Source organism: Burkholderia lata (genome assembly GCF_902499025.1).
GTDB classification, from domain to species: Bacteria; Pseudomonadota; Gammaproteobacteria; order Burkholderiales; family Burkholderiaceae; genus Burkholderia; species Burkholderia lata_C.
Window position 1 is genome coordinate 49,022 of sequence record NZ_CABVPW010000037.1, and the last position, 26,659, is coordinate 75,680.

Annotated in this window: 26 protein-coding genes; 14 read left to right on the forward strand and 12 right to left on the reverse strand. The window is 67.3% G+C overall.

The window, feature by feature from the left end:
- Positions 1-141 precede the first annotated feature (141 nt).
- The 4 genes from BDI24065_RS30785 to BDI24065_RS30800 all read left to right on the forward strand — a co-directional run bounded on the left by BDI24065_RS30785 (position 142) and on the right by BDI24065_RS30800 (position 3,402).
- Positions 142-690: a flavin reductase family protein gene (locus BDI24065_RS30785; protein WP_175034402.1), complete on the forward strand. Its 549-nt coding sequence runs from the start codon at positions 142-144 to the stop codon at positions 688-690.
- A 36-nt stretch (positions 691-726) separates the two neighbouring features.
- Positions 727-2,205 (forward strand): 4-hydroxyphenylacetate 3-hydroxylase family protein, encoded by a 1,479-nt coding sequence (locus BDI24065_RS30790; RefSeq protein WP_175034403.1) that lies wholly within the window; start codon positions 727-729, stop codon positions 2,203-2,205.
- Positions 2,206-2,253: 48 nt separating this feature from the next.
- A complete protein-coding gene (locus BDI24065_RS30795) occupies positions 2,254-2,640 on the forward strand; it encodes a hypothetical protein (protein ID WP_011356002.1) in 387 nt (128 codons plus the stop codon).
- A gap of 72 nt (positions 2,641-2,712) precedes the next feature.
- Positions 2,713-3,402: a DUF2848 domain-containing protein gene (locus tag BDI24065_RS30800; RefSeq protein ID WP_175034404.1), complete on the forward strand. Its 690-nt coding sequence runs from the start codon at positions 2,713-2,715 to the stop codon at positions 3,400-3,402.
- Between the two features lie 24 nt (positions 3,403-3,426).
- On the opposite strand, the gene BDI24065_RS30805 is transcribed toward BDI24065_RS30800, so the two are convergent.
- The 3 genes from BDI24065_RS30805 to BDI24065_RS30815 all read right to left on the reverse strand — a co-directional run bounded on the left by BDI24065_RS30805 (position 3,427) and on the right by BDI24065_RS30815 (position 6,314).
- On the reverse strand, positions 3,427-4,179 hold the full coding sequence (locus BDI24065_RS30805; protein WP_175034405.1) for a class I SAM-dependent methyltransferase: 753 nt from the start codon (positions 4,177-4,179) through the stop codon (positions 3,427-3,429).
- A gap of 8 nt (positions 4,180-4,187) precedes the next feature.
- The gene (locus tag BDI24065_RS30810; RefSeq protein WP_175034406.1) at positions 4,188-5,603 is read right to left on the reverse strand and encodes a hypothetical protein; all 1,416 of its coding nucleotides are present in this window, start codon (positions 5,601-5,603) and stop codon (positions 4,188-4,190) included.
- A gap of 84 nt (positions 5,604-5,687) precedes the next feature.
- Positions 5,688-6,314 carry a LysE family translocator gene (locus tag BDI24065_RS30815; RefSeq protein WP_069250940.1) on the reverse strand — a complete coding sequence of 209 codons (627 nt, stop codon included), beginning with the start codon at positions 6,312-6,314 and terminating at the stop codon, positions 5,688-5,690.
- A gap of 180 nt (positions 6,315-6,494) precedes the next feature.
- Between BDI24065_RS30815 and BDI24065_RS30820 the strand changes: the two genes are divergently transcribed.
- From BDI24065_RS30820 to BDI24065_RS30830, 3 genes are all read left to right on the forward strand, one after another.
- Positions 6,495-7,295: an AraC family transcriptional regulator gene (locus BDI24065_RS30820; RefSeq protein WP_175034407.1), complete on the forward strand. Its 801-nt coding sequence runs from the start codon at positions 6,495-6,497 to the stop codon at positions 7,293-7,295.
- Positions 7,296-7,417: 122 nt separating this feature from the next.
- On the forward strand, positions 7,418-7,837 hold the full coding sequence (locus BDI24065_RS30825) for an ATP--cob(I)alamin adenosyltransferase (protein WP_175034408.1): 420 nt from the start codon (positions 7,418-7,420) through the stop codon (positions 7,835-7,837).
- Between the two features lie 95 nt (positions 7,838-7,932).
- On the forward strand, positions 7,933-9,000 hold the full coding sequence (locus BDI24065_RS30830) for a LysR family transcriptional regulator (protein ID WP_254609886.1): 1,068 nt from the start codon (positions 7,933-7,935) through the stop codon (positions 8,998-9,000).
- A 45-nt stretch (positions 9,001-9,045) separates the two neighbouring features.
- Here BDI24065_RS30830 and BDI24065_RS30835 read toward each other — a convergent pair whose 3' ends face one another.
- Positions 9,046-9,966: a LysR substrate-binding domain-containing protein gene (locus BDI24065_RS30835; protein WP_175034410.1), complete on the reverse strand. Its 921-nt coding sequence runs from the start codon at positions 9,964-9,966 to the stop codon at positions 9,046-9,048.
- 108 nt (positions 9,967-10,074) lie between these two features.
- On the opposite strand from BDI24065_RS30835, the gene BDI24065_RS30840 reads away from it, so the two are divergent.
- Positions 10,075-11,157, forward strand: a complete 1,083-nt coding sequence (locus BDI24065_RS30840) for a tartrate dehydrogenase (RefSeq protein ID WP_175034411.1) — start codon at positions 10,075-10,077, stop codon at positions 11,155-11,157.
- 232 nt (positions 11,158-11,389) lie between these two features.
- Positions 11,390-12,700 carry an MFS transporter gene (locus tag BDI24065_RS30845; protein WP_175034412.1) on the forward strand — a complete coding sequence of 437 codons (1,311 nt, stop codon included), beginning with the start codon at positions 11,390-11,392 and terminating at the stop codon, positions 12,698-12,700.
- 75 nt (positions 12,701-12,775) lie between these two features.
- On the opposite strand, the gene BDI24065_RS30850 is transcribed toward BDI24065_RS30845, so the two are convergent.
- From BDI24065_RS30850 to BDI24065_RS30870, 5 genes are all read right to left on the reverse strand, one after another.
- The gene (locus tag BDI24065_RS30850) at positions 12,776-13,570 is read right to left on the reverse strand and encodes a polysaccharide lyase family 7 protein (protein WP_175034413.1); all 795 of its coding nucleotides are present in this window, start codon (positions 13,568-13,570) and stop codon (positions 12,776-12,778) included.
- Positions 13,571-13,922: 352 nt separating this feature from the next.
- Positions 13,923-14,420, reverse strand: coding sequence for a shikimate kinase (locus BDI24065_RS30855; protein ID WP_175034414.1), 498 nt, complete (start codon positions 14,418-14,420; stop codon positions 13,923-13,925).
- Positions 14,421-14,642: 222 nt separating this feature from the next.
- Positions 14,643-15,977 carry an argininosuccinate synthase gene (gene argG / locus BDI24065_RS30860; RefSeq protein ID WP_031399031.1) on the reverse strand — a complete coding sequence of 445 codons (1,335 nt, stop codon included), beginning with the start codon at positions 15,975-15,977 and terminating at the stop codon, positions 14,643-14,645.
- A gap of 329 nt (positions 15,978-16,306) precedes the next feature.
- Positions 16,307-17,377 (reverse strand): FUSC family protein, encoded by a 1,071-nt coding sequence (locus BDI24065_RS30865; RefSeq protein ID WP_175034415.1) that lies wholly within the window; start codon positions 17,375-17,377, stop codon positions 16,307-16,309.
- 165 nt (positions 17,378-17,542) lie between these two features.
- A complete protein-coding gene (locus BDI24065_RS30870; RefSeq protein WP_175034416.1) occupies positions 17,543-19,075 on the reverse strand; it encodes a GGDEF domain-containing protein in 1,533 nt (510 codons plus the stop codon).
- On the opposite strand from BDI24065_RS30870, the gene BDI24065_RS30875 reads away from it, so the two are divergent.
- From BDI24065_RS30875 to BDI24065_RS30895, 5 genes are all read left to right on the forward strand, one after another.
- The gene (locus tag BDI24065_RS30875) at positions 19,014-19,256 is read left to right on the forward strand and encodes a hypothetical protein (protein WP_175034364.1); all 243 of its coding nucleotides are present in this window, start codon (positions 19,014-19,016) and stop codon (positions 19,254-19,256) included. The two genes, BDI24065_RS30870 and BDI24065_RS30875, sit on opposite strands and share 62 nt — an antisense overlap.
- Positions 19,257-19,664: 408 nt before the next feature.
- Entirely contained in the window at positions 19,665-21,200 is a 1,536-nt protein-coding gene (locus BDI24065_RS30880) for an amino acid permease (protein WP_175034417.1), read from the forward strand.
- Between the two features lie 264 nt (positions 21,201-21,464).
- Positions 21,465-21,710, forward strand: coding sequence for a DUF3717 domain-containing protein (locus BDI24065_RS30885; protein WP_043178075.1), 246 nt, complete (start codon positions 21,465-21,467; stop codon positions 21,708-21,710).
- A 180-nt stretch (positions 21,711-21,890) separates the two neighbouring features.
- Positions 21,891-22,808 carry a LysR family transcriptional regulator gene (locus BDI24065_RS30890; protein ID WP_011355987.1) on the forward strand — a complete coding sequence of 306 codons (918 nt, stop codon included), beginning with the start codon at positions 21,891-21,893 and terminating at the stop codon, positions 22,806-22,808.
- Between the two features lie 109 nt (positions 22,809-22,917).
- Positions 22,918-23,763, forward strand: coding sequence for an alpha/beta fold hydrolase (locus tag BDI24065_RS30895; protein ID WP_175034418.1), 846 nt, complete (start codon positions 22,918-22,920; stop codon positions 23,761-23,763).
- Between the two features lie 37 nt (positions 23,764-23,800).
- On the opposite strand, the gene BDI24065_RS30900 is transcribed toward BDI24065_RS30895, so the two are convergent.
- The 3 genes from BDI24065_RS30900 to BDI24065_RS30910 form a co-directional block, all read right to left on the reverse strand.
- Positions 23,801-24,154: a hypothetical protein gene (locus BDI24065_RS30900; protein WP_175034419.1), complete on the reverse strand. Its 354-nt coding sequence runs from the start codon at positions 24,152-24,154 to the stop codon at positions 23,801-23,803.
- A 178-nt stretch (positions 24,155-24,332) separates the two neighbouring features.
- Entirely contained in the window at positions 24,333-25,904 is a 1,572-nt protein-coding gene (locus tag BDI24065_RS30905) for an intermembrane transport protein PqiB (RefSeq protein ID WP_254609887.1), read from the reverse strand.
- 38 nt (positions 25,905-25,942) lie between these two features.
- Positions 25,943-26,605: a DUF3313 domain-containing protein gene (locus BDI24065_RS30910; protein WP_175034420.1), complete on the reverse strand. Its 663-nt coding sequence runs from the start codon at positions 26,603-26,605 to the stop codon at positions 25,943-25,945.
- Positions 26,606-26,659 lie beyond the last annotated feature (54 nt).

The window sequence follows — 26,659 nt, forward strand, 5'->3', positions numbered from 1 at the left end:
GGGTTGTCTTTTAAACAAAGCTTTCAAGGTCAGGGTTTACGACAGCTTGAACCCGCCTTTGTGTTTGCATTTAATAAAAGCTAAATAACAAAGCTAAATAACGGTGCTTTGTTGGTCCGGATTCCACTGCGGAATCCGGCGATGCAACCCAAGGAGGACGAGATGAGCGAGAACCATGCCGGAACCGGTACGGGTGCCGACGAGCAGCGGCGCTTTCGCACTGCGCTGTCGATGTTCGCGACGGGCGTCGCGGTGATTACCGCCCCGCGCAAGGAGGGGATGCCGATCGGCATCACGGTGGCGTCGTTCAATTCGGTGTCGCTGGACCCGCCGCTGATCCTGTTCTCGGTCGACCGTCGCAGCCTGAGCCTCGGCGACCTGGCCGGCGCGGGCGGCTATGCGGTGAACGTGCTCGACGAGACGCAGCAGCACCTGTCGAACTGCTTCGCGAAAGCGAACGGCGACAAGTGGGGCTGGCGTGCCGACGCGGTCGATGACGACGGCGCGGTGCTGCTGCCCGACGCGCTCGCGACGTTCGAATGCGAACCCTATGCGCAGTACGACGGCGGCGATCACGTGATCTTCGTCGGCCGCGTGACGCGGCATTGCGCGCGCTCGGAAGGGCGCCCGCTGATCTTCTTCGGCGGCCGCTACCGCTCGCTCGACGGCATGCACGCGCCGTCTGCCTGAATGTAACCCACGCTTCATTCCACCCTGGAGGACATCATGATCAAGAACGGGACTCAGCACATCGCGTCGCTGCGCGACGGGCGGCAGGTCTACCTGAACGGCCAGCCGGTCGGCGACGTGACCGCGCACGCGGCATTCCGCAATTCGATCCGCAGCTACGCGAGCCTGTACGACTACCAGGCGCGCGACGAGAACGTCGAGAAGATGACGTTCGTGTCGTCCGACTCGGGCAATCGCGTCAGCCGGATCTGGCAGCTGCCGACGTCCTACGACGAACTCGTCGAACGCCGCGCCGCGCTGGAAGCATGGTCGGAGCTGCATTACGGCTTCATGGGCCGCTCGCCGGATCACGTCGCATCGTGCCTGTCCGGCATGTATATGGGTGCCGACGTGTTCGAGCAATACGATCCGGCCCGTGCGGGCGCGCTGCGCGACTACTACCGCCATGCACGCGACAACGACCTGTTCCTGACCTACGTGATCGTGAATCCGCAGGCGAACCAGTCGAAGTCCGCACACGAGCAGGAGGACAAGTATCTCGCGGTCGGCATCGTCGATCAGGATGCCGAAGGCATCACGGTGCGCGGCGCGAAGATGCTCGCGACGAGCGGGATCATGGCGAACGAGGTGTTCTGCAGCTGCATCCAGCCGTTGCGCGAAGGCGACGAGATGTACGCGCTGTCGTTCGCGGTGCCGATGAACGCGAAGGGCATGAAGATCCTGTCGCGCAAGTCGTACGAGGAGAACGCGACGTCGGTGTTCGACAACCCGCTGTCGAGCCGCTTCGACGAGAACGACGCGGTGCTGTATTTCGACGACGTGAAGGTGCCGTGGGAGCGGATCTTCGTCGCCGGCAATACGGCGATGTGCGCGAAGCAGTTCCACGCGACCCCCGCCCACGTGTACCAGAACTACCAATGCCAGGTGCGGCTGATGACGAAGCTGCGCTTCCTCGTCGGGCTCGGGCTGAAGATCTCCGAGGTCAACGGCACGAATGCGTTCCCGCAGGTGCGCGAAACGCTGGGCCAGCTCGCGGCCGAAGCGTCGATGGTCGAGGCGTGGGTCTACGGGATGGAAGCGAAGGGCACCGTCGTCAACGGCTTCTACGTGCCCGACCGCAACATGCTGTACGGCTCGCAAGTCGTCACGCAGCAACTCTATTCGAAGGTGCTCAACACGCTGCGCGAGCTTGCCGGCGGCGGAATGATCATGCTGCCGTCGAGCGTGCGCGATTTCGAGAACCCCGACCTGCTGCGCATCATCGAGAAGACGCAGAAGTCGCCCGTGTGCTCGTCCGAGGAGCGCGTGAAGTTCTTCAAGCTCGCGTGGGACGCGGTCGGCTCCGAATTCGCATCGCGCCACAACCAGTACGAGTTGTTCTACGCCGGCGCGTCGTTCGTCACGAAGGGGCATGCGTATCGCACGTACGACTGGCAGCGCGCATCGCATCTCGTCGATTCGATGCTCGGCAGCTATTCGCTTAACCAGGAACTGTCGACGCCGCGTGCTGCTTGACGCGTCGCGTCGTGCTCGACTTACCCGCTATCGCCACAGGAGAGACAGATGGCCATCAACAAGCTTCACGACGAATTCCATACGCTGGACATGCAGCGCGACTGGCGGCTGCCGGAAGGCTATGACCCGGCGTCCGGCGCGCAGGAACTGATCCTGTCCGGCGCGCTCGACACCGAGCGCAAGCGCGGCAGCCGCACGCGCCTGCTGCGCCTGCCGGCCGGGCTGCACACGAAGAAGCCGTTCGTCCACGACTATTGGGAGGAGGTGTTTCTCGTCGAGGGCGACCTGACCGTCGGCAACGACGAGCACGGCAACGGCGGCACGCCGTTCAAGGGCTACACGTATGCAGTCCGCCCGCCCGGTGCATGGCACGGCCCGTTCAAGTCGAACGGCGGCTGCGTGCTGCTGGAAATTCACTACTACGACCCGGCATAAGCACGGCCGATCACCGACACACGGCGGGCGGCTGCACGCAGCGCGTGCGCTGCCGGCCACGAGGAGCATTCGATGAAAACCATCACGTTCGCGATCGACGGTCGCGACGGCCGCACCGAGCGCGCGATCGCGATCGACACGCTCGTGATCGCGGGCTGGACCGGCCGCGACACGGTCGCCATGGAGAAGCACATCCGCGAGCTGGAGGAACTCGGCGTCAAGCGCCCTGCGACGACGCCCGTGTTCTACCGCGTCGCGGCCGATCGTCTCGATCCGTCGCCCGCGATCCAGGTATCGGGCGGGCAGAGCAGCGGCGAAGCGGAATTCGTGCTGGTGCGCGACGGCGGCGAGACCTTCGTCGGCATCGCGTCCGACCACACCGATCGTGAAGTCGAGACCTACGGGATCACCGTGTCGAAGCAGATGTGCGGCAAGCCGTGTGCGAACACGCTGTGGAAATTCGACGACGTGGCTGGGCACTGGGATCGGCTCGTGCTGCGCGCCTACGCGACGATCGACGGCGAGCGCGTGCTGTACCAGGAAGGCAAGGTGACCGCGATGCGTGCGCCGGACGACCTGCTCGCGCAGTTCGCGCGCCATGACGGCCGCTTCGTCGACGGTACCGCGATGCTGTGTGGCACGCTCGCGGCGATCGGCGGTATCCGGCCGGCCGAGCGGTTCGAGGTCGAGCTGGAGGATCCGGTGCTGGGCCGCACGCTGCGGCATGCGTATGCGGTGGACACGCTGCCCGTGGCGGGCTGACGCGGTCGAAGAACGGACGCGCGCTCACGCGCGGCAGATCGCGATGATCTCCGCGCTGGTCGCGTCGTCGAACGGCGCGTGCTGCCAGTCGCCGTACCAGTCGGCCGACGAGAACCCGGCTGCGATCACGCGCGCCCGCAGTTCGGGTTGCGCGATGAAACGTAGCCGGCTCGTGTTCGTCAGCACCGTATCGTCGCGGCGGAAACGGTAGTGCGTGTCGAACGTGACGATCGCGCCGTCTACGGAGCGCACCGCATGATGAAGATCGACGATGCCCGTTTCGCGCGACTCGACGCTGCGTGCCGAATGCGCCTGTGTCCACGCACGCCACGGCGCGATGCGCGGATTGCGGGCGTCGAACAAGAAGCGGCCGCCGTCGGCGAGCACGCGTCGCACGCCGCGCAGCGTCGCGTCGATTTCGGTGTCGGTCAGCAGGCACTGGAACGCGTGCCCGGTCATTACGACCGCATCGAATGGCGGTGCGCCACGCGGCAGCCCGTCGAGCCCGCACGCGAGCCAGTGCACGGTGTCGGTGCCGGGCTGGCGTCGCGCGTATTCGATCATCGCCGGCGCGGGATCGATCGCGACGACGTCATGCCCGGCCGCCGCGAGCCGGCGCGCGAACGTGCCGGTGCCGCAGCCGAGATCGAGGATGCGTTGCCGCGCGGCGCCGATCACGGAGGCGTAGAACGCGAAATCCTGGTCGCCCGCGTTGAACAGGTCGTAGATCGCGACGAGCCGCGGGTCGGTGTAGAGGATGTCTGCGTCTGCGGGCATGGGTGGCGTCAGCGATTGGCGACGGGCTTCAACGACGAGCGGATTTGCAGGTATGAACGCGCTTCGGCCTGCAGCGCGTCGTAGGGCCTTGCCATCCAGCCCCTGATCTCGGCGAGTGCATCGCGCCCGGCCGCCCGCACCTCGGGGCTGGCGGCCTGCGCTTCCGGATTGCGGGCGATGTCGTCACCGCAGATGACGGCGTTGTCGCATGGTCGGCTCGTCGTCTGCGTGAATACGGTCTTGCCGTCGTGGAAATACTGGTCCCAGTGCGTATTGAACACGACCGTGCCGCTTTCGGTGTCCATGACATAGTCGATGTCGGCCGTGTAGCCGACGAGCGCGTTGTCGAAAAACGTCCAGCGTTCGGTGCGGATCGGCAGCATGCCCTTGACCGGATGCGCGTTGTCGAAGCGCATGCGGATCTCGAGCTGGCGGTACGGGCCGAATTCGATCAGGTACGCATCGGCGCCTTCGTCGTTGCGCTGATACCAGCGTGGCATCGCGGCAGTCGGCACGATCTGGCCCCACAGCAGCGTGGCGCCGTCCCGGTGATCGAGGTCGAGCCCGACCTGCGCGCCGGCAATTCGGCCGGGCGGCAACCGGCCCGGTGCGGCCGGCACGCTGACGCCAGGGATCACGTCGACCGCGCGAAGGGCGTCGGCCGCGGCGTCCGACAGCGCGCAGCGCGTACTGCCGGTCAGCGATACGTGCGGCGATCCCGTCGTTATCGTGACGACGATCGGGATGCCGATCGAGGGCACGCCGCTCGGCAGGATCGTCTGCAGGCAGTCCTGCAGGACTCGCGGCTCGCGGGCGGCATCCTGGTCGTCGAAGCGGACCGCGTAATCGAGGTTCGACTCGACGTCGCGGGACATTCCGGTGTCGGCCTGATGGGCTTTCGCGAGCAGCGCGTGGTAGCCCGGCTGGCGTGTCAGTGCGTCCGCCGATAGCGTCAAGTGAAACGAGACGATCGAATAGCCGCCGTCGAGCCGGTGCGGCAGGTCGAAGCTGATCGTGCGTTGCGTGTCGGGGCCGCCGCGCGGCGTGACGCGGGCGGGAAGGGGGCGCATCGCGTCGTCGATACGCTGGTCCCATTGCCCACCGGGTAGGCAGCCGAGGCCGTAACTGCACGACAGCAGGCTGTAGGACGTGGTCGTGTGCGTGTAGTGCGCGACGATATCGACGTGGTCGGGCAGCCGGTTGCGCAGGTCGGCGTTTTCTTCCGGCGTGAGGAACGGCATGTAGAGATCGCTGAGCGCGATGGTCACGTGCGATGTGCCGGGCGGTGCCAGCACCTCGGGCGGCCGCGGATCGCGGGGCGTCAGCAGCCAGCCTGTCGCCAAGGTAAATACCGCGACGATGGCGAGCGGCCAGGCGATGCGCCGGACAGTGCGTTTGCGCGGCGCGCGAGGGGAGTCGGCCATGTATCGGAGCGTCGCTACCGGTTGTTGTCGTGTCGTTGTTCGGTTTGCCTGCGCTCGCCGGGGCCGCGCGGCCCGTCGGTGCGCCTAGCGCTGCTGCACCGCCACGCGCAGCCCGAGCGCGATGAAGATCGAGCCGATGATCTTGCCTTGCCAGCGCGTGAGCCACGTGAGCCGCTTCACGATGCGGCCGAGCGGGCGGATCGAGCACGCGATCAGCGTCGTGTAGAGCGAGCTGAGCACGACGAAGATCAGCCCGAGCACCGCGAACTGCACGAACGTCGAGCCGCGTTCCGGATGCACGAACTGCGGCATGAACGCGAGGAAGAACAGCGCGGTCTTCGGATTCAGCACTTCGGCGGGAATCGCCTGCAGGTACGCCTTGAGCGGCGTGACGGGCGACACGCTCGGCAGCGACGGATCGGACGGCTTCTCGATCAGCGCGCGCACGCCGAGGTAGATCAGGTACGCGGCGCCGACCACCTTCACGACGTTGAATGCGAGTGCCGACGTCATCAGCAGTGCCGACAGGCCGACCGCCGCGAACAGCGTATGAACGAAGTCGCCGCTGGCGACGCCGAGGCCGGTCAGGATGCCGGTCTTGCGGCCGCCCTGCACGGTGCGGCTCAGCACGAGCAGCACGGCGGGGCCGGGAATCAGGAACAGGCCCAGAACGACGGCCGTGAAGGTGGTCAGCGTGGTCAGGTCGAACATGGCGGCTCCGGCAGGTGGGCGCAGCGGCGAGGGGATCGGGGCATTGTATTCGCTTCGGCGCGCGGCTGCAGATGGGCTCGTGCGGCCGCCCGGCGGCAGGGCCGCGCCGGCGCCTTTCTGGTATAAGCACGAAAGGGCGCGCGGGCAGCGCGTCCGGCTTCCTCCATCGTCCATCGTTTCATGCGCGAGCTTCCACCGACCACCGATCCCGCAGCGGATGACGAACTCTTCCACGTACCGCGTCCGCTCGTCGTGTTCGGCGGCTCGGTCGTCGAGCCCGAGTGGCGGCTCGAGCGGCACAGCCATCCGCAGGCGCAGCTGCTCTACACGCTGAGCGGCGTCATCTACTGCGAGATCGACGGCGGCGTGTGGAGCGCGCCGCCGCAATGCACGGTGTGGATTCCGGGCGACGTCGCGCATGCGGCACGCGGCTCGGCCGGCGCGACGTTCTACGCGGTGCTGGTCGAACCCGACGTCGCGCTCGACCTGCCCGCGCGCTGCTGCACGCTGTCGGTGTCGCCGCTGCTGCGCGAGCTGCTGCTGAAGGCGGCGAGCTTTCCGAACCTGTACGACATCGACGGGCCGCAGGGCCGGCTGATGGCGACGCTGCTCGACGAACTCGTCGCGGCGCCGGTCGAGGATCTGTACCTGCCGATGCCGGCCGATCGCCGGCTGCGCAAGCTGATCGACCATCTGCTCGACGATCCGGCCGACAAGTCGCCGCTGGCCGAACTCGCGCGGCGCGTGGGTATCAGCGAGCGCAGCCTGACGCGGCTCGCGGCGAAGGAGCTCGGGATGAGCCTCGGCGACTGGCGCCGGCGGCTGCACGTCGCGCTGTCGCTGCGCATGCTGACGACCGGCCGCCGCGTGCACCAGATCGCGATCGATCTCGGCTACGAGAGCGCGAGCAGCTTCGTGACGATGTTCCGCAAGGCGACCGGCAAGTCGCCGACGCAATTCCTGACCGACCGGCAACGCTGACCGGTGCGGCCGGCGCCACCCGTGCGCATTTGGCCGGATTGGGCAAGCAGTTGGCCGGAACAATAAATGACGCCGCAGGCCTCGATCCTTAAAATGAGAATCGTTCTCATTTGGAGGCTGACATGCAAATCACCACGACTGAATTCCCGTTTGTCTGGTTGCGTTACACCGGTTCGACGCACACCGATCCCGCCCGCCTGATTGCCGAACTCGACGCGTTGCTGGCGCGTCGTGAACCGTTCGTTCTTCTGACCGACGATGCGCCGTCCGGCGACGATCGCGGCGAGGACGATCACGAACTGCGCAAGCAGCTCGCGAAGTGGAGCAAGGCCAACCGCGCGCAGTCGCGCGAATGGATCCCCGCGATGATCGCGATCGAGCCCGACGCGGCACGGCGCGTGGCGCTCAACGCATTCTCGGGCGCGTTCGAGAAGGTGTGGGGCTATCCGCTGAACGCGGCAGCCACCCGCGACGACGCGCTCGCGCTGGCGCAGCGGCTGCTCGACGAACCGACGCGCGGCGCCGTGGCGGCGAACGGCTGAACCGTCCCTGCCGCGCCGGCGGCGCGGCGTTCCTCGATACGCATGCACGGCGCGCAAGCGCGCCGCGGCATGCGGCAAACATGCAGGGGTGTCCGGTGGACAATCCGATCCGCGCGATGCGCATCTTCACGCGCATCGTCGAAATGAACAGCTTTACGCGTGCGGCGCAGGCGCTCGGCATTTCGCGCGCCACCGCGACGCGGACGGTGCAGGAGCTCGAAACGGCGCTCGGCATGCCTTTGCTGGTGCGCTCGACGCGCGCGCTGCGGGCAACGCCCGAAGGCGACGCGTATTACCGGCGCTGCGTGCGCATCACGGCGGACGTCGACGAGCTCGAAGCCAGCATCCGCGGCGCCGCGCTGCATCCGAGCGGGCCGCTGCGCGTCGAGCTGCCGGCGGCGGTCGCGGACGCGATCGTGCTGCCGGCGCTCGGCGAGTTTCATGCGCGGCATCCCGACCTGGTGCTGACGTTGGGCGTCTCCGGGCGCGCGGCCGATCGCGTCGGCGATGCGATCGACTGCAGCGTCCGGCTCGGCGAACTGCCCGATTCGTCGCTCGTCGCACGCCGGCTCGGCATGCTCGAGCGCGTGACCTGCGCGAGCCCCGCGTATCTCGACCGCCATGGTGTACCGCGCATGCTCGAAGATCTGGGCGTGCATCGCGCGGTCAGCCTGTCGTCCGTGCCGGGCCAGCGCACGGCCGAACTCGATTTTCTCGCCGATGGCGCGGTGCGCAAGGTGCGGCTCGACGGAATCGTCAGCGTGGACGACGAGCCGGCGTACCTGGCGTGCGGCGTGCATGGCCTCGGGCTGATCCAGCCGCCGCGCGTCGCCGCGCAGCCGCTGATCGATGCGGGGCGGTTGCGGGAGGTGCTGCCGCACTGGCGGCCCGACGCGATCGCGGTGTCGGCTGTCTATGTGAAGCGCCCGCATGTGTCGCCCGGGGTGCGCGCGTTCGTCGACTGGATTGGCGAGCGTTTCGTGCAGGCCGCGCACGAGCATGAGGGGCTGGTTGCAGCGGCCAGCGCGCCGGGATGGCGGACGCCGGAGGTGCGTGCCGCGCTTGCAGTGGAAAACGGCGTTGATCCGCTGGCCGTGCGCGACGGGATGCGCGCGATGTCCGCCAAGGCCGCTGAGGATCTCGAACCGGCCGCGCTGAACTGAGCCCGCCGTTCGAAGCGCGGCGGCATAAAGGGCGACCGACGCGCGCTACGCGTCCTTCAACCGCCCCAGCTCGTCCGCCAGAAAATCCACGAACGCCCGAATGCGCGCCGACATCTGGTGACGCTGCGCATACACCGCATAGATATCGGCGCTCGGCGTCTCGTAGTCGGGCAGCACGACGACCAGGCGGCCGTCGGCGAGATAGTCGCGCAGATCCCATTCCGCGCGCATCAGGATTCCGTGCCCGTCGAGCGCCCACTTCACGGCGATCTCGCCATCGTTCGTCGTCAGGTTGCCGTTGATCCGCACGGCCTCCGTATGGCGCGCCGTGCCGCGCCCGCTCGTCAGCCGCCAAATCCCGTAACCCTCGTCCCCTTGCCGGATGCCGATGCAGTTGTGCCGCGTCAGGTCGTGCGGCGTGCCGGGTGTGCCGTGCTGCGCGAGATACTTGGGCGCCGCGCACAGCAGCCGGCGATTCGGCGCGAGCCGCCGCGCGACGACACGCGTATCGGGCGGCTCGCCGAAGCGGATGCACACGTCGAACGCGTCGTCGGTGAGCGGCGGTGGCATCACCGACAACTGCAGCTGCACCGACACCTCGGGATAGCGCGCGACGAAGCGCGAGATCGCGGGGCCGACCTGGTTGCGCCCGAAGCCCAGCGTCGCGTTCACGCGCAGCAGCCCCTTCGGGCGCTGCTTCGCGCTGCCGAGCAATTCGCCGAGTTCGTCCATCTGGTCGAGGATCCGGCGCGCGTAGTCGAGATACACGTCGCCTTCGGGCGTCAGCATCATCCGCCGCGTCGTGCGGTTCACGAGCGTCACGCCCGCGCGCCGCTCCATCTGCGTGAGCCGCTTGCTGACGGCCGCCGCGGTCAACCCGAGTTCGCGCGCGGCCGCGCTCAGGCTGCCCGACGCGGCGAGCGTCGAGAAGAAGCCGAGATCGGCCGGCTGGACGGTATCCGCCATGACGGGATTCATGAATTGAAGTTAAAGATGCTTTGAGTCTAGCACCGGTTCCCGCACTTCTGGTTCGGTAAAGTGCCTTCACGCTTACGATCAATCGAGGATGTGCGCATGAAGACCTACCGTATCGCAACGATTCCCGGCGACGGCATCGGCAAGGAAGTGGTGCCGGCCGGCAAGCAGGTGCTGGAAGCGCTGGCCCGCGGCAGCGACCGCTTCGGGTTCGAGTTCGAGGATTTCGACTGGGGCGCCGATTACTACCGCCAGCATGGCGCGATGATGCCGGCCGACGGCCTCGACGCGCTGCGCGGCAAGGACGCGATCCTGTTCGGCTCGGCAGGCGACCCCGACGTGCCCGATCACGTGACGCTGTGGGGGCTGCGCCTGAAGATCTGCCAGGGCTTCGACCAGTATGCGAACGTGCGCCCGACGCGCATCCTGCCCGGCATCGACGCGCCGCTGAAGCGCTGCGGGCCGGACGACCTGAACTGGGTGATCGTCCGCGAGAACTCCGAAGGCGAATATGCGGGCGTCGGCGGCCGCGTGCACCAGGGCCATCCGATCGAGGCCGCGACCGACGTGTCGATCCTCACGCGTGCCGGCGTCGAACGCATCATGCGCTTCGCGTTCCGGCTCGCGCAGTCGCGCCCGCGCAAGCTGCTGACCGTGATCACGAAGAGCAACGCGCAGCGGCACGCGATGGTGATGTGGGACGAGATCGCGAAGCAGATTGCGCAGGAATTCCCCGACGTCACGTGGGACAAGGAACTCGTCGATGCGGCGACCGCGCGCATGGTCAACCGGCCGGCGTCGCTCGACACGATCGTCGCGACCAACCTGCACGCGGACATCCTCAGCGATCTCGCGGCCGCGCTCGCCGGCAGCCTCGGCATCGCGCCGACCGGCAACATCGATCCCGAGCGCCGCTATCCGTCGATGTTCGAGCCGATCCACGGCTCCGCGTTCGACATCATGGGCAAGGGGCTCGCGAATCCGGTCGGCACGTTCTGGTCGGTCGTGATGCTGCTCGAGCACCTCGGCGAAACGGAAGCCGCCGCGCGCGTGATGCAGGCGATCGAGGCGGTGACGGCCGACCCGTCGCTGCATACGCGCGATCTGGGCGGCAGCGCGACGACCGCGCAGGTGACGGCGGCCGTGTGCGAGCGCGTCGCGAACGCGGCGGTCGCAGCCTGATGACAAGCGTGGCGATGTGCCGGCGGGCCGCGACATAGCGGCTAGCCGCTGGCGGCGGCGCGTGTGCTCCCGGTAACCGGCCGTCGCCCGTTCATCGTCCCCCCGCATTTTCCTGCCCGTGACTCGCGCATCCGACGCGAGCCGGGCGCCGGCCCGCCCGCCTCGCGGCGGCGCCGGCGAGCATTCATACACCGAGCACGACTCGACGGCTCGACCTCGAAGGAGGAGACACATGCAAGCGGATCTGGAAACCCGCGTCGCGCGGAAACTGATGTGGCGCATCATTCCGTTCGTGATGCTGCTTTACTTCGTCAGCTTTCTCGATCGCGTCAACGTCGGCTTTGCCGCGATGACGATGAACAAGGCGATCGGCCTGTCGCCGACCGCGTTCGGGTTCGGCGGCGGCCTGTTCTTCATCGGCTACTTCCTGTTCGAGGTGCCGTCCAACCTGATTCTTCATCGCGTCGGCGCGCGCATCTGGATCGCGCGCGTGATGATCACGTGGGGGATCGTGTCGGCCGTGTCCGCGTTCGCGGCCGGGCCGACGAGCTTCTACGTGCTGCGCTTCCTGCTCGGCATGGCCGAAGCCGGGTTCTTCCCCGGCATCATCCTGTACCTGAGCCTGTGGTTTCCCGCGAAGCAGCGTGCGGTGGCCGCCGCGTGGTTCATGGCGGCCGCGCCGATCTCGACCGCGATCGGCTCGCCGCTGTCGGGCGCGATCATGCAGATGCCGCCGATGTTCGGGCTCGCCGACTGGCAGATGCTGTACATCATCGAAGCGCTGCCGGCAGTCGTGCTCGGCTTCGTCGTGCTCAGGTGCCTGACCGATTCGCCGTCGAAGGCGGCGTGGCTGCGCACGGACGAGCGCGACTGGCTGGTCGCGAAGCTGAAAGCCGAAGCCGACGCGCGTCACACGCATGCCGGGCATACGGCCGGCGCGTGGCAGGCGCTGCGCGATCCGCGCGTGCTGGCGCTCGCGCTGATTTACTTCGGCACGTCGGCGGGGCTGTACACGCTCGGCCTGTGGGCGCCGCTGATGGTCAGGCAGTTCGGTTTCACCGCGCTACAGACGGGCTTGCTCACCGGCATCCCGAGCATCGCCGCCGTCGTCGCGATGATCGTGTGGGCGCGGCACTCGGATCGCACCGGCGAGCGCACGTGGCACGTCGTGATTCCGTGCGTGCTCGCGTGCATCGGCTTCGTGTTCGCGGGGCAGGCGAGCACCGCGTTGCTGACCGTGCTCGCGCTGGTCGTCGTCAACATCGGGGTCAGCGCCGCGAAGGCGCCGTTGTGGGCGATGCCGAGCACGTTCCTGTCCGGCGCCGGCGCGGCGGCGGGCATCGCGATGATCAACTCGATCGGCAATCTCGGCGGGTTCGTCGGGCCGTTCGCGATCGGCTGGTTGAAGCACGTGACCGGCGGGTACGCGGCGGGGCTCTACGTGGTGGCGGGCACGCTCGCGGTGTCGGCGGTCGTCACGCTGATGTTGAGCCGCAAGGGCGCGCGGGAAGCCGTCGTGCCGGGTGTGCGGCATCACTCGTAAGCGCCGCGTGAGCGCCGGAACGCCGGGCAGGCACGCAGCGCGAGCCTGCCCGGCTTCATGCATCGAGACGCGCGATCAGCTGTGCGTGAGCGTCAGCGCATAGAACTTCACGATCGTGCCGGGCGTCGTCAGCGGCGTGCCGGACACGGCCGTCTGGTCGTAGTCGCCGGCCTTGAAGTAGAAGCGCTCGCCGTCGAAGCTCGAATCCATCGTGAAGGTCCTGGTCGTGCCGTTCGCGGTGACCGTGATCGTCGTCCCGCTCAGGCTCAGCGCATAGCTGAACTGCTTGCCGACCCCGACCGTCGTGATCGGCGTGGTCGTCGACTTGCCGCCCTGGTTGGTGCTCTCGAGCAGCAACTGCACGACGCCGCCGGACGTGAACTGCAACTCGCACAGCGGCTTGCTCGGGCCCGTGCCCTGGAAGATCTGGCCGATCGTCGTGTGACCGGGCACCTGCGTGACGGCCACCGTCGCATTCAGCCGGTTCGTGCCGGAGGTCGGCCAGATCGCGCTCTCGCGCAGCTCGGTGCGCGGATGCAGCGAGCCGGACGTCGTCCAGCCCTGCGTCGGGTCCATCATCACCATCGATCCGTCGTTGGCGTCCGTGTAGAAATACGTCGGGTTCACGTAGCCGCCCGCGAGCGACGAACCGCTCACGGTGTCGACCTTGCCGGACGAGCCGGTCGGCAACTGCAGCGTGAACGGCGCAAGGTTGAAGTTCGAGCCGGGCGGGTTCGACGGGCTGAGCGCCATCGCGGTGGCCTGCTGGCGGGCAGCGGCGGCCGGGCTGGCCGGATCGTCACCGCCGCACGCGGACAGGCACGCAACGGACAGAACGGCGACGATGCACGGGATGATCCTGTTCTTCATGGTGTCTCTCTCTGATGGTCCGTGGCTGCGTGCCACGTTGTGGATAACGTTTTCCTAAGTGGGCGTGAGATCGTCTAAACGAGATCGGCTGCCCGTAGAAAGCACTCCAAAATACAGAAAGCAGGTACGGCTCGACGGCTGGAACAGTGATGCTGAATATTGCGGGAAATTTTGGAATCTTCGAGGCTTGCAATCGGCTTTCCGTGACGCGGGTCATACCGATCGAGGACGATGCTAACAAGAAGCATCGGAAGAGTAAACGTTTTCCAATTCATGCCGGTGAAGTCATTTGTCACCGACTGCTGCGAGGTATCCGCGTGCTGGCGTGAAGGGCGCGGGCAGGGGGGGGCGGTTACGACGCCGTCGCCGCGACGTGCTGCGCGATACGTGCCGCACATGCGTCGGGTGTCGCATCGGACGTATCGAGCACCATCTGGCTGAACGGCCGTGACGCATAGCCTTCGCGATACATCTCGGCGATCCGGCTGCGCTCCCAGTCCGTCAGCGCGCGCGAGCCGCGATTCGACGACGCGACCGCTTCGGGCGGCGCGAGCGTCACGACGAACAACCGCGCGCCGCGCGCATCGCAGGCGGCGCGCAGCCGCTCGAATTCCGTTTCACCGATCGGATAGGCGATGACCAGATGACGCTCGTGCGCATTCGCGATCTGCGTGACGAGACGTTCCAGTGCGATTGCCCACTGCACGTCGAACGGCGCGTCTTCGGGCGCGTCGTGATCGTCGCCGTCGATGAAGCGCGCGTCGGGCAGCACGCGTGCGAGCGCGAGACCGATCGTCGTCTTGCCGCTGTTGATCGGGCCGTTCAGGTGGATGACGGTAAGGGCGGTCATGAGTCGGCGCTGGAATCGGAAGACTCGCAGCTTGCCATGACTGGCGCGGCGATGCAGTGCCGTTGGTGCGTCACGCGGGGCGATGCGATTGCGGAGGGGAAAGCGGAAAGGCAGGGGAGAGGCGGCGGGAGCGGCAGGCTGCGTGCGCGAAGAGGATGCGCCCACGCAGCCCGCCCGACCGTACCGCATCCAGCGATGCGATACGGCGTCGAGCGTAGCGACTTACTTGTCGTCGCCCTTGATCTGCGGCAGCGCCGACGTCTCGCCCGGCGTCAGCAGCCCGACTTGCGAGTACACGCGCAGCTTGTCGCGCGTATCGGTGATGTCGAGGTTGCGCATCGTCAACTGGCCGATCCGGTCGCGCGGCGAGAACGTCGACGCCACCTTCTCCATCGACAGGCGTTCCGGCTGGTACGTGAGGTTCGGCGACTTCGTGCTCAGGATCGAGTAGTCGTTGCCGCGGCGCAGTTCGATCTTCACTTCGCCGGTGATCGCGCGTGCGACCCAGCGTTGTGCCGTTTCGCGCAGCATGATCGCCTGCGGGTCGAACCAGCGGCCCTGGTACAGCAGGCGGCCGAGGCGGCGGCCGTTCTCGCGGTACTGCTCGATCGTGTCTTCGTTGTGGATGCCGGTGACGAGACGTTCGTACGCGATGTACAGCAGCGCGAGGCCCGGGGCTTCATAGATGCCGCGGCTCTTCGCTTCGATGATGCGGTTCTCGATCTGGTCGCTCATGCCGAGACCATGGCGGCCGCCGATGCGGTTCGCTTCCAGCAGCAGCTCGACCGGATCGGTGAACTCGACGCCGTTCAGCGCGACCGGCTGGCCGGCTTCGAAGCGCACCGTCACTTCTTCCGCGGCGATCTTCACGTCGTCGCGCCAGAACGCGACGCCCATGATCGGGTTCACGATCTTGATGCCGCTTTCGAGGCTTTCGAGATCCTTCGCTTCGTGCGTCGCGCCGAGCAGGTTCGAATCGGTCGAGTAGGCCTTCTCGGCCGACATCTTGTACGCGAAACCGGCCTGGTTCATGAATTCGGACATTTCGGCACGGCCGCCGAGCTCGTCGATGAACGTCTGGTCGAGCCACGGCTTGTAGATCTTCAGATCCGGGTTCACGAGCAGGCCGTAGCGGTAGAAGCGCTCGATGTCGTTGCCCTTGTACGTGCTGCCGTCGCCCCAGATGTTGACGCCGTCTTCCTTCATCGCGGCGACGAGCATCGTGCCCGTCACGGCGCGGCCGATCGGCGTGGTATTGAAGTACGTGACGCCGGCGGTCGTGATGTGGAACGCGCCGCTTTGCAGCGCCGCGATGCCTTCGGCGACGAGCTGCGCGCGGCAGTCGATCAGGCGGGCGCCGGCTGCGCCGTATTCGATCGCGCGTTTCGGGATCGCGTCGTAATCGTCTTCGTCGGGCTGGCCGAGGTTCGCCGTGTATGCGTACGGGACGGCGCCCTTGAGTTTCATCCAGTGCAGTGCAGCGCTGGTGTCCAGGCCGCCGGAGAAGGCGATACCGACCTTCTGGCCGGTCGGGAGGCTTTCGAGAATCGTGCTCATAGGAATAACCGTGGATTGAAGCCGGTGGGATCGTATTTCGCGGAATATGCGAGTATCGGCTGTCCGGGAGGTTGGGGCAAGGGCTGATTTTCGTGCGGAACCGTCGTCGGGCCTGTCGCGGCGGGCTTGGCGCGCGGTTAACCGGGTGGAGAACTTCGCGCAACGCGGCGCGAAATCGCGGCAGAAACAGGCATCGACGAGCCCGGCCGCAAGCCGTGTTTCCAGGGCCGGATCGGCCGACGGGCGGGGCTGCCGCCGTCAGGATGCCGGTGCGCCGCACCGAAAGACATATGAAAGAAAGGTGCGCGAAACTCCGATGCCCGCGACGGTCAGATGTTCCACGACTGCGCGGTGTCGAGCAGCTTCTCGCGCAACTGGTCGACTTCCCCGGCCAGCTTGGCCGTGATCGACACGTAGCCGGACAGCTGCGGCGGCGGTGCGTCGTGCGGCGGGTCGACCGGCCGGCGGCGCGGCGAGAGCCGGCTCGGCGTGCCGAACTTGAGCGCGCGGCTGGCGCCGACCAGCGTGTCGCGGATGCGCCGGTTCGCGGCCTTCATGTCGACGCGCATGTATTCGCGGGTCACGACGTCGTCGCAGGCCGGCACCGCGCTCGACAGGATCTCCAGATAGCCGATGCACAGGCGCAGGCTGCGCTGGATCGCCTCGAGCTGCGGCATCGACGTCTCGCATTCCTTCGACACCGACGGCATCAGCGAGCGCAACTGTACGAGCAGCGCGCTCAGCGCGGCCATTTCCTTCAGGTGCGCGTCGTCGCTGATCGGGCGGTCGCCCGCGAGCCGCGCATGCACGGCCGCGCACGCGCGCAGCGCGTCGGCGAGCTTGTAGCGCCACGAATAGGTGGCATACAGCGGCAGCGCGAACGAAAACGCCAGCGCGATCGCGATGCCGGTCAGCACGTTCACCGCGCGCCACAGGCCGTCGACGATCTCGTTGTCGCCGTGCCCGGCGACGATCACCATCGTGATCGCCGACAGCAGCGCGATATAGCCGGCCTTGCCGATCGCGTGATACGCGCAGAAGCCGCACGCGAGCGCCATCAGCAGGTAGATCGCGAGCGGTGCGTGCAAGAACGAATACAGCAGGATCAGCCCGAGCCCCGCGAGCGCGCCGATCGACGTGCCGAGCGCGCGCTCGGCCGCCTTCTTGCGGATGTTGCCGTGGTGCTGCAGCCCGCCGACGACGATCAGCACGGTAATCGTCGACCACTCGCCGTGCGGCACGTTCAGGCCGGTGGACAGCGCAATCGACACGAGAATCGCGAGCGAGACGCGCGCCGCATGGATCAGCTTCGCGTGCCGGTAGCGGCGGTACGGGTCGAGCAGCGGGCGGAGCGCGTTGCGCAGGAGCGGCGGCAGCCGGGCAGGGAGCGGGGTGGTCATGGCGGAACTGGAGTGGCCGGAACGCGCACGGCGGCCTGCGCGGGCCGGCGCCGCGCCGCATGCGCAGCAGATGTAACGCTAGCCGAACGCGGGAGGACTGTCCATGGCGCAGTCATCCGGCCCGGCCGGCCGCCGCGCGGCTTCACGCTTCACGTCATGGTGACGTCATGCGTCGGCGGTGCTCGGCTGCGCCTCCAGCACACGGTTGCGGCCGCCGGACTTCGCGCGGTACAGCGCCTCGTCGGCCCGCCGCAGCAGCGTCGTGGCGTTCACGCGGCCGTCGGTGGAGGTCGCCGCGCCGATGCTCGCCGTGACGCGCCCGTACGGGCTTTTCGCGTGCACGATGCCGAGCGCCGCGATCGCGCGCCGGATGCCCTCGGCGACGGTCAGCGCGCCTTGCGCATCGGTGTCGGGCAGCGTGACGACGAATTCCTCGCCGCCGTAGCGCGCGACGTGATCGCTGTCGCGGCGCAGGCAGCGCGACGCGGTTTGCGCGACGCGCCGCAGCACGTCGTCGCCGGCCGGGTGGCCGTAGAAGTCGTTGAACGCCTTGAAGTGGTCGACGTCGACGAACAGCACCGACAACGGGCGGCCGCTGCGCGACGCACGCTGCGCTTCCTTCGCGAGCACCGTGTCGAACGTGCCGCGGTTGTCGAGGCCCGTGAGCGCATCGGTGTGCGCGAGCCGGTACAGCTTCGATTCGGCGACCTGCCGGCGCTTCAGTTCGCGCGACAGCGCCAGCGACCCCCACGCGATGAATCCGGTGAACAGGCACATCAGCACGACGGTCCAGACCGCGCGGTGGTGCCACGACGCGTAGATGTCGATTTCGGCGGGCGCGACGTCGACGATCAGCGGCAGGCCGGCCAGATGCTTGTAAACATAGATGCGCCGGATGCCGTCGATCGCGCCGACCCCGGTCAGCGCGCCGTCGCGGGTGCGCTGCGACTCGATGAACAGCGGCGAGTCGTGCAGGTCGAGGCCGACCACGTGCGGGTCGTACGGCAGGCGCGACACGAGCGTGCCGTTGTCCTCGACGATCGCCGCGCTGCCGTGCCTGCCGACCGCGAGGCCGTCGAGCAGTGCGCGGAAGTAGTCGATGCTGAGCGTGCCGACGCCGATGCCGGCGAAGGTGCCGTCCGGCCGGTTGATCCGGCGGCTGAGCGCGATCGTCAATGCGCCGCCGCGCAGCCGGGCCGCATACGGCTTGCTGATGTAGAGGCCCTGCGCGAGACCGTCGCGATGCACGGCGAAATAGTCGCGGTCGGCGAAATTGCCTTGCCGCGCGGGCGACGCGCTCGAATCGATCACGATATTGCCGTGCGCGTCCATCACGAAGATCGACCCGAGATACTCGCCGGTCGCCGCGCGGTCGAACAGCAGCCGGTGGCGCTGGCGCGGCGGCAAGGTCATCAGTTCCGGGTCGGCCACGCCGTCGACGACGTTCTGCAGCGACAAATCGTAGAGTTCGATATTGCGCGCGATATCGCGTTCGATCAGCAGCATCAGGTTGCGTGCATTTTCGACCGCGTGGTCATATGCATCGCGCCGCGCCTCGATTAAAAGCGACGTGGAAAGCCCCCAGCTGAACATCAGCAGCACGATCCCCGCAACGAGTACGCCGCGGGGCGACAGAATGCGTGCCACGATCGACGCGGTATGGCGGCGCAGCGCGGCGGGCAGCGTGAATGACTTCATCCTCGAGGGGGGCGGGCGGCGGATTTTCGCGTCGTTGGCGATTCCGTACGCTGTTTATTTTGAATCGGGGCGCATTATCTCGCGAATTCCTGACATTCGCGTGCGCATGCAAAACATGCATGCGGATACGGCGATTCCAAATTGTTACGCATCATTACTGCTTTTCGCGCGGGTGATTTGATTTGAATCAATCGTCGATATCGGTTGTATTGTCTGAATAATCCGGTGATTACCCGCCGATTATGTCTGCCGGCGCGATTTCGGGAGGATTGCGACGGGACAGTTGGGAAACGCGCGGCGGATCGGAACACCGGATACCCCCTGGCGCATGGGGTTTTTACGCCGGCCAGCGGCCACGGCCCGCTCCGACGCGGTCAACGCCTTGATTCTGCGAAATCTCGGCGGCGGCGGCGGGCGGCGCCACCCGAGCTGACCCCGTGACGAATCAGGTAGAATCCGCGCTTCGCCGCAGGCGCCCGCCGCGCAACGCGTATCGGGGCCGCATCGAATGCATCGCAGGACGCGCACCGCGCTCCGATTCCGCATGCGCCGGCTACGGATGCCGGCCCGCTCAACGTTCGTCTCGTTTATGTCCGCAATTCCGAATTCCGACCCATCCGGTTCGCCAGCGAACCCACCCAAGCTTCATCGCGCGCTGAAGGCGCGCCACCTGACGATGATCGCCATCGGCGGCTCGATCGGCACGGGCCTGTTCGTCGCGTCCGGCGCGTCGATCTCGCAGGCCGGCCCCGGCGGCGCGATGGTCGCGTACATGGCGATCGGCCTGATGGTCTACTTCCTGATGACGAGCCTCGGCGAAATGGCCGCGTTCATGCCGGTGTCGGGCTCGTTCGCGACCTACGGCGCGAAATACGTGGACGAAGGCTTCGGCTTCGCGCTCGGCTGGAACTACTGGTACAACTGGGCCGTGACGATCGCGGTGGAGCTCGTCGCCGCGCAGCTCGTGATGCATTACTGGTTTCCGGACGTGCCGGGCGTGTGGTGGAGCGCGGCGTTCCTCGGGGTGATGTTCCTGCTCAATGCGCTGACCGTGCGCGGCTTCGGCGAAGCCGAATACTGGTTCGCGCTGATCAAGGTCGTCACCGTGGTCGCGTTCATCGGCGTCGGCCTGCTGATGATCTTCGGCATTCTGAAGGGCGCGCCGAGCAACGGCTGGGGCAACCTGACGATCGGCGACGCGCCGTTCGCGGGCGGCCTGCCGGCGTTGATGGGCGTCGCGATGATCGCCGGCTTCTCGTTCCAGGGCACCGAGCTGATCGGTGTCGCGGCCGGCGAATCGGAAAACCCGCGCACGACGATCCCGCGCGCGGTGCGCCAGGTGTTCTGGCGGATCCTGCTGTTCTACGTGTTCGCGATCTTCGTGATCGGCGTGCTGATTCCCTATACCGACCCGAACCTGCTGAAGACGGACGTGACCGACATCGGCGTGAGCCCGTTCACGCTCGTGTTCCGCCACGCGGGCCTCGCATTTGCCGCTGGCGTGATGAACGCGGTGATCCTGACGGCCGTGCTGTCGGCCGGCAACTCGGGCATGTATGCGTCCACGCGGATGCTCTACAACCTCGCCACCGAAGGCCGTGCGCCGAAGATCTTCGCGAAGCTGTCGCGCGGCGGCGTGCCGCGCAACGCGCTGTATGCGACGACGGCCGTCGGCGCCTTGTGCTTCTTCACGTCGCTGTACGGCGACAAGACCGTGTACCTGTGGCTGCTGAACACGTCGGGGATGACGGGCTTCATCGCGTGGCTCGGCATCGCGGTCAGCCACTACCGGTTCCGCAAGGGCTACGTGAAGCAGGGCTACTCGCTCGACCAGTTGCCGTATCACTCGAAGTGGTTCCCGTTCGGCCCGCTGTTCGCGTTCGTGCTGTGTCTCGTGATCGCGCTCGGCCAGGACTATCAGGCGTTCCTCGCGAACCGGATCGACTGGGCCGGCGTCGCCGCGACCTATGTCGGCATTCCGCTGTTCCTCGTCGTGTGGCTCGGCTTCCGGTTCCTGAAGAAGAGCCGCTTCGTGCGCTACGAAGACATGGAAATCGCGCCGTGGATCGCTGCGAGCCGCGGCGCGCAGCGGCAGCCGGTGGCGAACCGCGAAACCGCGGGCTGACGCGGGCGCGGCCGGCGGCCGCGCGACGTGCGATGAAACGGGAAGCCTTGCGCTTCCCGTTTTTTTTGCCCGGCTTTTGCCTGCACGGGGTCAAAGCCGGTTATATTGCCCGACCCTACCGGGCCACGGCCCGGCCGGCGCGACGCGCGCCGCGCGGATCGGCATCCGGCGCGCGCGAGGTGCGGCGGCCGGCGACATGTCCGGCGTTTTCATCGTTCCATCCGGGTCGATACGGCCCGCGGAGCGCGCAACCCAGAGGAATCCATGAGCGCATCACCCGCCGAGCGGAAGGCCGGACCCGTTTCCATCGTGCGACTCGAAGCCGCGATCAACGCGTGGCGCGAAGTGTATCCGCCGGCGCCGGACGGCGAGGACGGCTACGCGCTCGACGCCGGCAGCAATTGCCTCGCGGAGCTGTACGGCACGATGATCTGCTACCAGCTGCCGGACGTGCCGCTCGATTCGCTGAGCGACGCGCAGCGCGACGCGCTCTATGCGACCGAGGTGTGACGGGCGGTCGTGACGCCGCCGTGCCGCGGCGTCGATGAAACAACGGGAAGCTCGCGGGCTTCCCGTTTTGCTTTGGGCGGCGCGGGGCCGTGCGCGTGGCGGTTTCCGCCGCCTGCGGTATCGTGACGACATCATCCGGCCCGGGTTGAACGCCGGATCGCTGTCCGGGAGGCATCGAACATGGAGTTGAGACACCTCCGCTACTTCGTCGCGGTTGCCGAAGAGCGGAATTTCACGCGGGCGGCCGAACGGCTGCATATCGCGCAGCCGCCGCTGAGCCGGCAGATCCAGCAGCTCGAGGAAGCGCTCGGCGTGCCGCTGTTCGAGCGCAACGCGCGGCCGCTGAAGCTGACCGACGCGGGGCGCTTCTTCTATTCGCACGCGGTGCAGCTGCTCGCGCAGACGACCGAGCTCGAATCGATGACGAAACGGGTCGGCAAGATCGAGCGCAGCATGTCGGTCGGCTTCGTCGGCTCGACGCTGTACGGGATGCTGCCGAAGATCATCCGGCGCTTTCGCAGCGAGTATCCGGCCGTCGAGCTGAGCCTGCACGAGATGTCGACGATGGACCAGATCAAGGCGCTGAAGGAAGGGCGCATCGACGTCGGGTTCGGGCGCATCCGCCACGAGGATCCGAGCGTGCGGCGCGTCGTGCTGCGCGAGGAGCGGATGATCGTCGCGCTGCCGGTCGGCCATCCGCTCGACAGCGCGAAGCCCGTGCTGTCGCTGCACGATCTCGTGAACGACACGCTGATCATCTTTCCGAAGGCGCCGCGCCCGAGCTATGCGGACCAGGTGCTCGCGGCTTTTCACGATCGCGCGTTGCAGCCGCGCAAGATCTACGAGACGCGCGAACTGCAGATCGCGCTCGGTCTCGTCGCGATGGGCGAGGGCGTGTCGGTCGTGCCGCACAGCGTGTACGGGCTGAAGCGCGACGACATCAGCTACAAGCCGCTCGACGATCCGAACCTCGTGTCGCCGATCATCATGAGCATGCGGATGCTCGACGAATCGGAGGACCTCCGCGCGATGCAGGCGCTGATCTACCGGCTGTACGACGAGGCGCAGATGGAGTATCTGCCGCCGCAACCCGAATGAACGCGCGAGCGGTGGGGGCTTGCTTGACGCTGCGTGCGGGCGCGGGCCAACATCGCGGGATCCCGTGTGGCCGCCGACGGGCGGCCGCTTTCATGCAGACGACAGACACATGACCGATACCCCGATCGAGGAGACCACCGTCGAGACGCCGCAAGGGCGCCTCTTTGCGAAACGCTGGCGCGGTGGGGCGGCGCAACAGGCGGCGGGTGCGTTGAATGCAGGCGCACCTGAGCCGGTCGCACCTGAACCGGCCGCACCGATCGTGCTGCTGCACGATTCGCTCGGCTGCGTCGAACTGTGGCGCGACTTCCCCGCGCAGCTCGCGAGCGCCACGCAGCGCGACGTGATTGCATACGATCGCCTCGGCTTCGGTCGCTCCGATCGCCATCCGGGGAAACTCGGCACGACGTTCGTGCGCGACGAGGCCGATCATGCGTTCGCGGCATTGCTTGAACAACTCGATGTCGACGCGTTCGTCGCGCTCGGGCACAGCGTCGGCGGCGGGATGGCAATAGGCTGTGCCGCCGCGCATCCGGAACGTTGCCGTGCGCTCGTGACGATTGCCGCGCAGGCGTTCGTCGAGGATCGCACGCTGGCCGGCATTCGCGACGCGGGGCAGCAGTTCGACGAGCCCGGCCAGCTCGACCGGCTCGCGCGCTATCACGGCGACAAGGCCGAATGGGTGCTGCGCGCGTGGGTCGACACGTGGCTGTCGCCGGCGTTTCGCGACTGGAATCTCGACGACGATTTGCCGCGCGTGCAATGCGCGACGCTCGCGATTCACGGCGAAGACGACGAATACGGATCCGACGTGCATCCGAAGCGGATCGCCGCGCGCGTCGCGGGGCCGGCGTCGTATCTGCTGCTCGGCCAATGCGGACACATGCCGCACCGCGAGCGGACCGGCGACGTGCTGGCCGCTGTTGCGACGTTCCTGCGCGACGCGCCCGCCTGAGCGCTGCTGCCACCGGCGGGCGTACACCCGCCGGCCGTCAGAACGCGAGCTGGATCGCGAGGTCGATCGCGAGCAGTGCGATCGAGCAGCCGATACCGAGTATCACGTTCGGCAGCCGGTGCTCGAAGTCGCGATTGTCGCGACGCATCGCGGCGCCGAGCAGGAAGAGCGCCTCGACGACGATCTGCAGCCCGACGAACAGCAGCATCAGCAGATACTCGTAACCCATCTGCTTGAACGCGGCGAATTGCATCCCGTGATCGCGGATCCATTGGCCGACGCGCAGCAGTTCGTAAACGAACAGCAAGGCGGGAAACAGGTAGCTGATGAAATAGGTCGGCGCGGTGGCGTGCCGTAGTTCGAGGTGGAAGTGCTGATGCGTGGTTGCCATCACGAATCCCTCCTTGCAACGCATGATTGCGGTCGCGACGGCGGCGCGACAACGTGCAAACGAAGGGATTACCCGAAGCGTCGTGCGCAGCCGTACGACACCAGCATACTGCTGCACGGGAAATTTGGCATGCGATGCGTGCGTTCGTCGTAAAAATGCATCCGCGCGAGCCACGCGTCTATCGCGCCGCATTCGCCGGCTGCGTGGTGCGCGATGCAGCCGGCAGCAACCATTCCGGATGTTGTTCCAGATCGCCGGCCAACGCCCGCAGCGCGCTCGAAGTTCGCGCGAATTGCGCCAGCGTGCGGCGGACGTTCGATGTATCCGCACCTTGTTGCGCGAGCATTGCCTGCGCGGCCGTGAACGATTGCCGCGCGGTGCCCAGCGCGGCGCGTGCATGCGGGGCGAGTTCGGTATCGAGTTGCCTGAACAGTGCATCGGTGTTCACGAGTGCCGCGTTCAGATCCGTGCCGATGCGATCGAGCGGCAATCGGGAAAGCGTGCCGGCGATATCGGTCATCCGTACGCGCAGCACGTCGAGCGTGCCGGGCACGGTCGGCAATGCGATCGGCTCGCGATTCGTGTCGACCGACGCGGGCGGGGCATTCGGGAACATGTCGAGCGCGACATAGGAGCGGTTCGCGATCGGATTGCCGACACGCAACTGGCCGCGCAAGCCGCGCGCGACGAGCGTGCGCAGCAGTGCCTTGCCGGCTTCTGACTCGCCGTTGCCGAGCACGTCGCGGTAGCGCTGCCCGAGGCGATCGGGGTAGAGCGCCATCGTCACGCGCATCGTGACGTCGCCGCGTGCTGGATCGTATTCGGTGCCGACGGCCGTGACGTTGCCGAGTTCGATGCCGCGAAAATCCACCGGCGCACCGACCTCGAGGCCGCGCAGCGAACGATCGAAACGCATCACGACGGGTGCGGGCTGCGCGTTCGGCGTGCGCATCGCGTCGATTTCATCATCGGCCACGCGAAAGCGTGCGCCGTCCGGTGCGGAGCCGCTCGGTGCGCGCCCGGGCGGCGATGCGAACGCGAGTGCACCGCCGAGCAGTGCGGCAATCGATGGCGTGTCGAGCGTCATGCCGCCCGCGCCGAGCCGCAGGCCGAGGCCGCTTGCCTGCCACCAGCGCGCATCGACGTCGACAGCCCGATCGAACGGCGCGGCGACGAACACGTCGATCGAAACGCCGTGCCCGTCGGCATCGAGTGCATAGCCGGTCACCTGGCCGACGCGGGCGCGCCGGTGATAGACGGGCGAGCCGATCGCGACCGAGCCGAGCGATGTCGCGCGCAACGTGTAGTGGCGGCCGCCTTCTTCGGTGACGGGGGGCGCATCGAGCCCGGTGAACGTCGTGCGCGGTTCGCGCGAATGGCCGAGCGCGGCCGCGATGTACGAACCGGACAGCACCGTATCGAGACCGGAGAGGCCACCGGGCCCGATGCGCGGCCGCACGATCCAGAAGCGTGAGTCCGCCATCGCCAGTGCCTGCGCGTCGGCGTCCAGTCGCACATCGATCGCCACGCCTGGTTGTCCGCGCAACGCACGCACGCGGGTGACGCGGCCGATTTCGACGTTCCGCAGCCGCAGCGTCGACTGGCCGGCTGCCAGCCCGTCGGCGGTCGCGAAGGCGATCGTGATCGTCGGCCCGCGGCTGCCGAATGACGCGATGCCCGATGCGATGCAGAACGCAGCGGCCGCGAGCGGCACGATCCAGAAGAGCGCCGCCCGCGTGCGGGCCGGCACGCATCCGCGCAACACGGGCCAACGTATGCCGGCGGGTTTCAGTCGAATTGCGCGACGAGTGCATCGGCGCCCTTGTCGAGGCCCGTCCTGGCCGCGCTGAGCGCGCCGAAACTCGCGCCGATGTTCATCGCATTCGGATACTGCTTCGTCACGTACGCGTTGATCAGCCGGTTCGTCGCGGCATCGCGGATCTCCACCGCATACATGACCGAGCCCGTGAACGCGCCTTCGCGGCCGCGGATCGCCTGCACGCCGTTGTACACGTTGCCCGCGAGGTCGAAGTGCGCGAATGCGCCGGCAAATGTCGTGGTCGTCACGGCGCCCGTCAGCGTCAGCTTCACGCGCAGCGTGCCGGGCCCCGGCGTGTTCGTCAGCTCGAAGCGCTTGCCGAGCTTCTTCGCGAACGTGTCGCCCATGTATGTGGCGAGCGTCGTCTTGTCCTGGTCGGTCAGGTCGCCGAACTGGTGGTCGGTGCCGCGGTAGATGGCCACCGGGTCGAGGATCAGCTTCCGGTAGGCGTGCCAGTCCGCCGGCAACGCGTAGCGGTACGGCACGCGGCCGGACTTGTCCTGCGGATCGCTGCGCAGGTACGGCGACGATTCGATGCTGCTGTAGCGGGCGGGCTGGACGCCGGCGCATCCGGCGAGTGCGACGCAGAGCGCGGCGTTGAGCAGGTGGCTGGACTTGAACAATGGGTTCATCTGACTCTCCGGGTCGGGGTTCGCACCGGTAGAGCCGGGCGAAGGGTGGTGAAA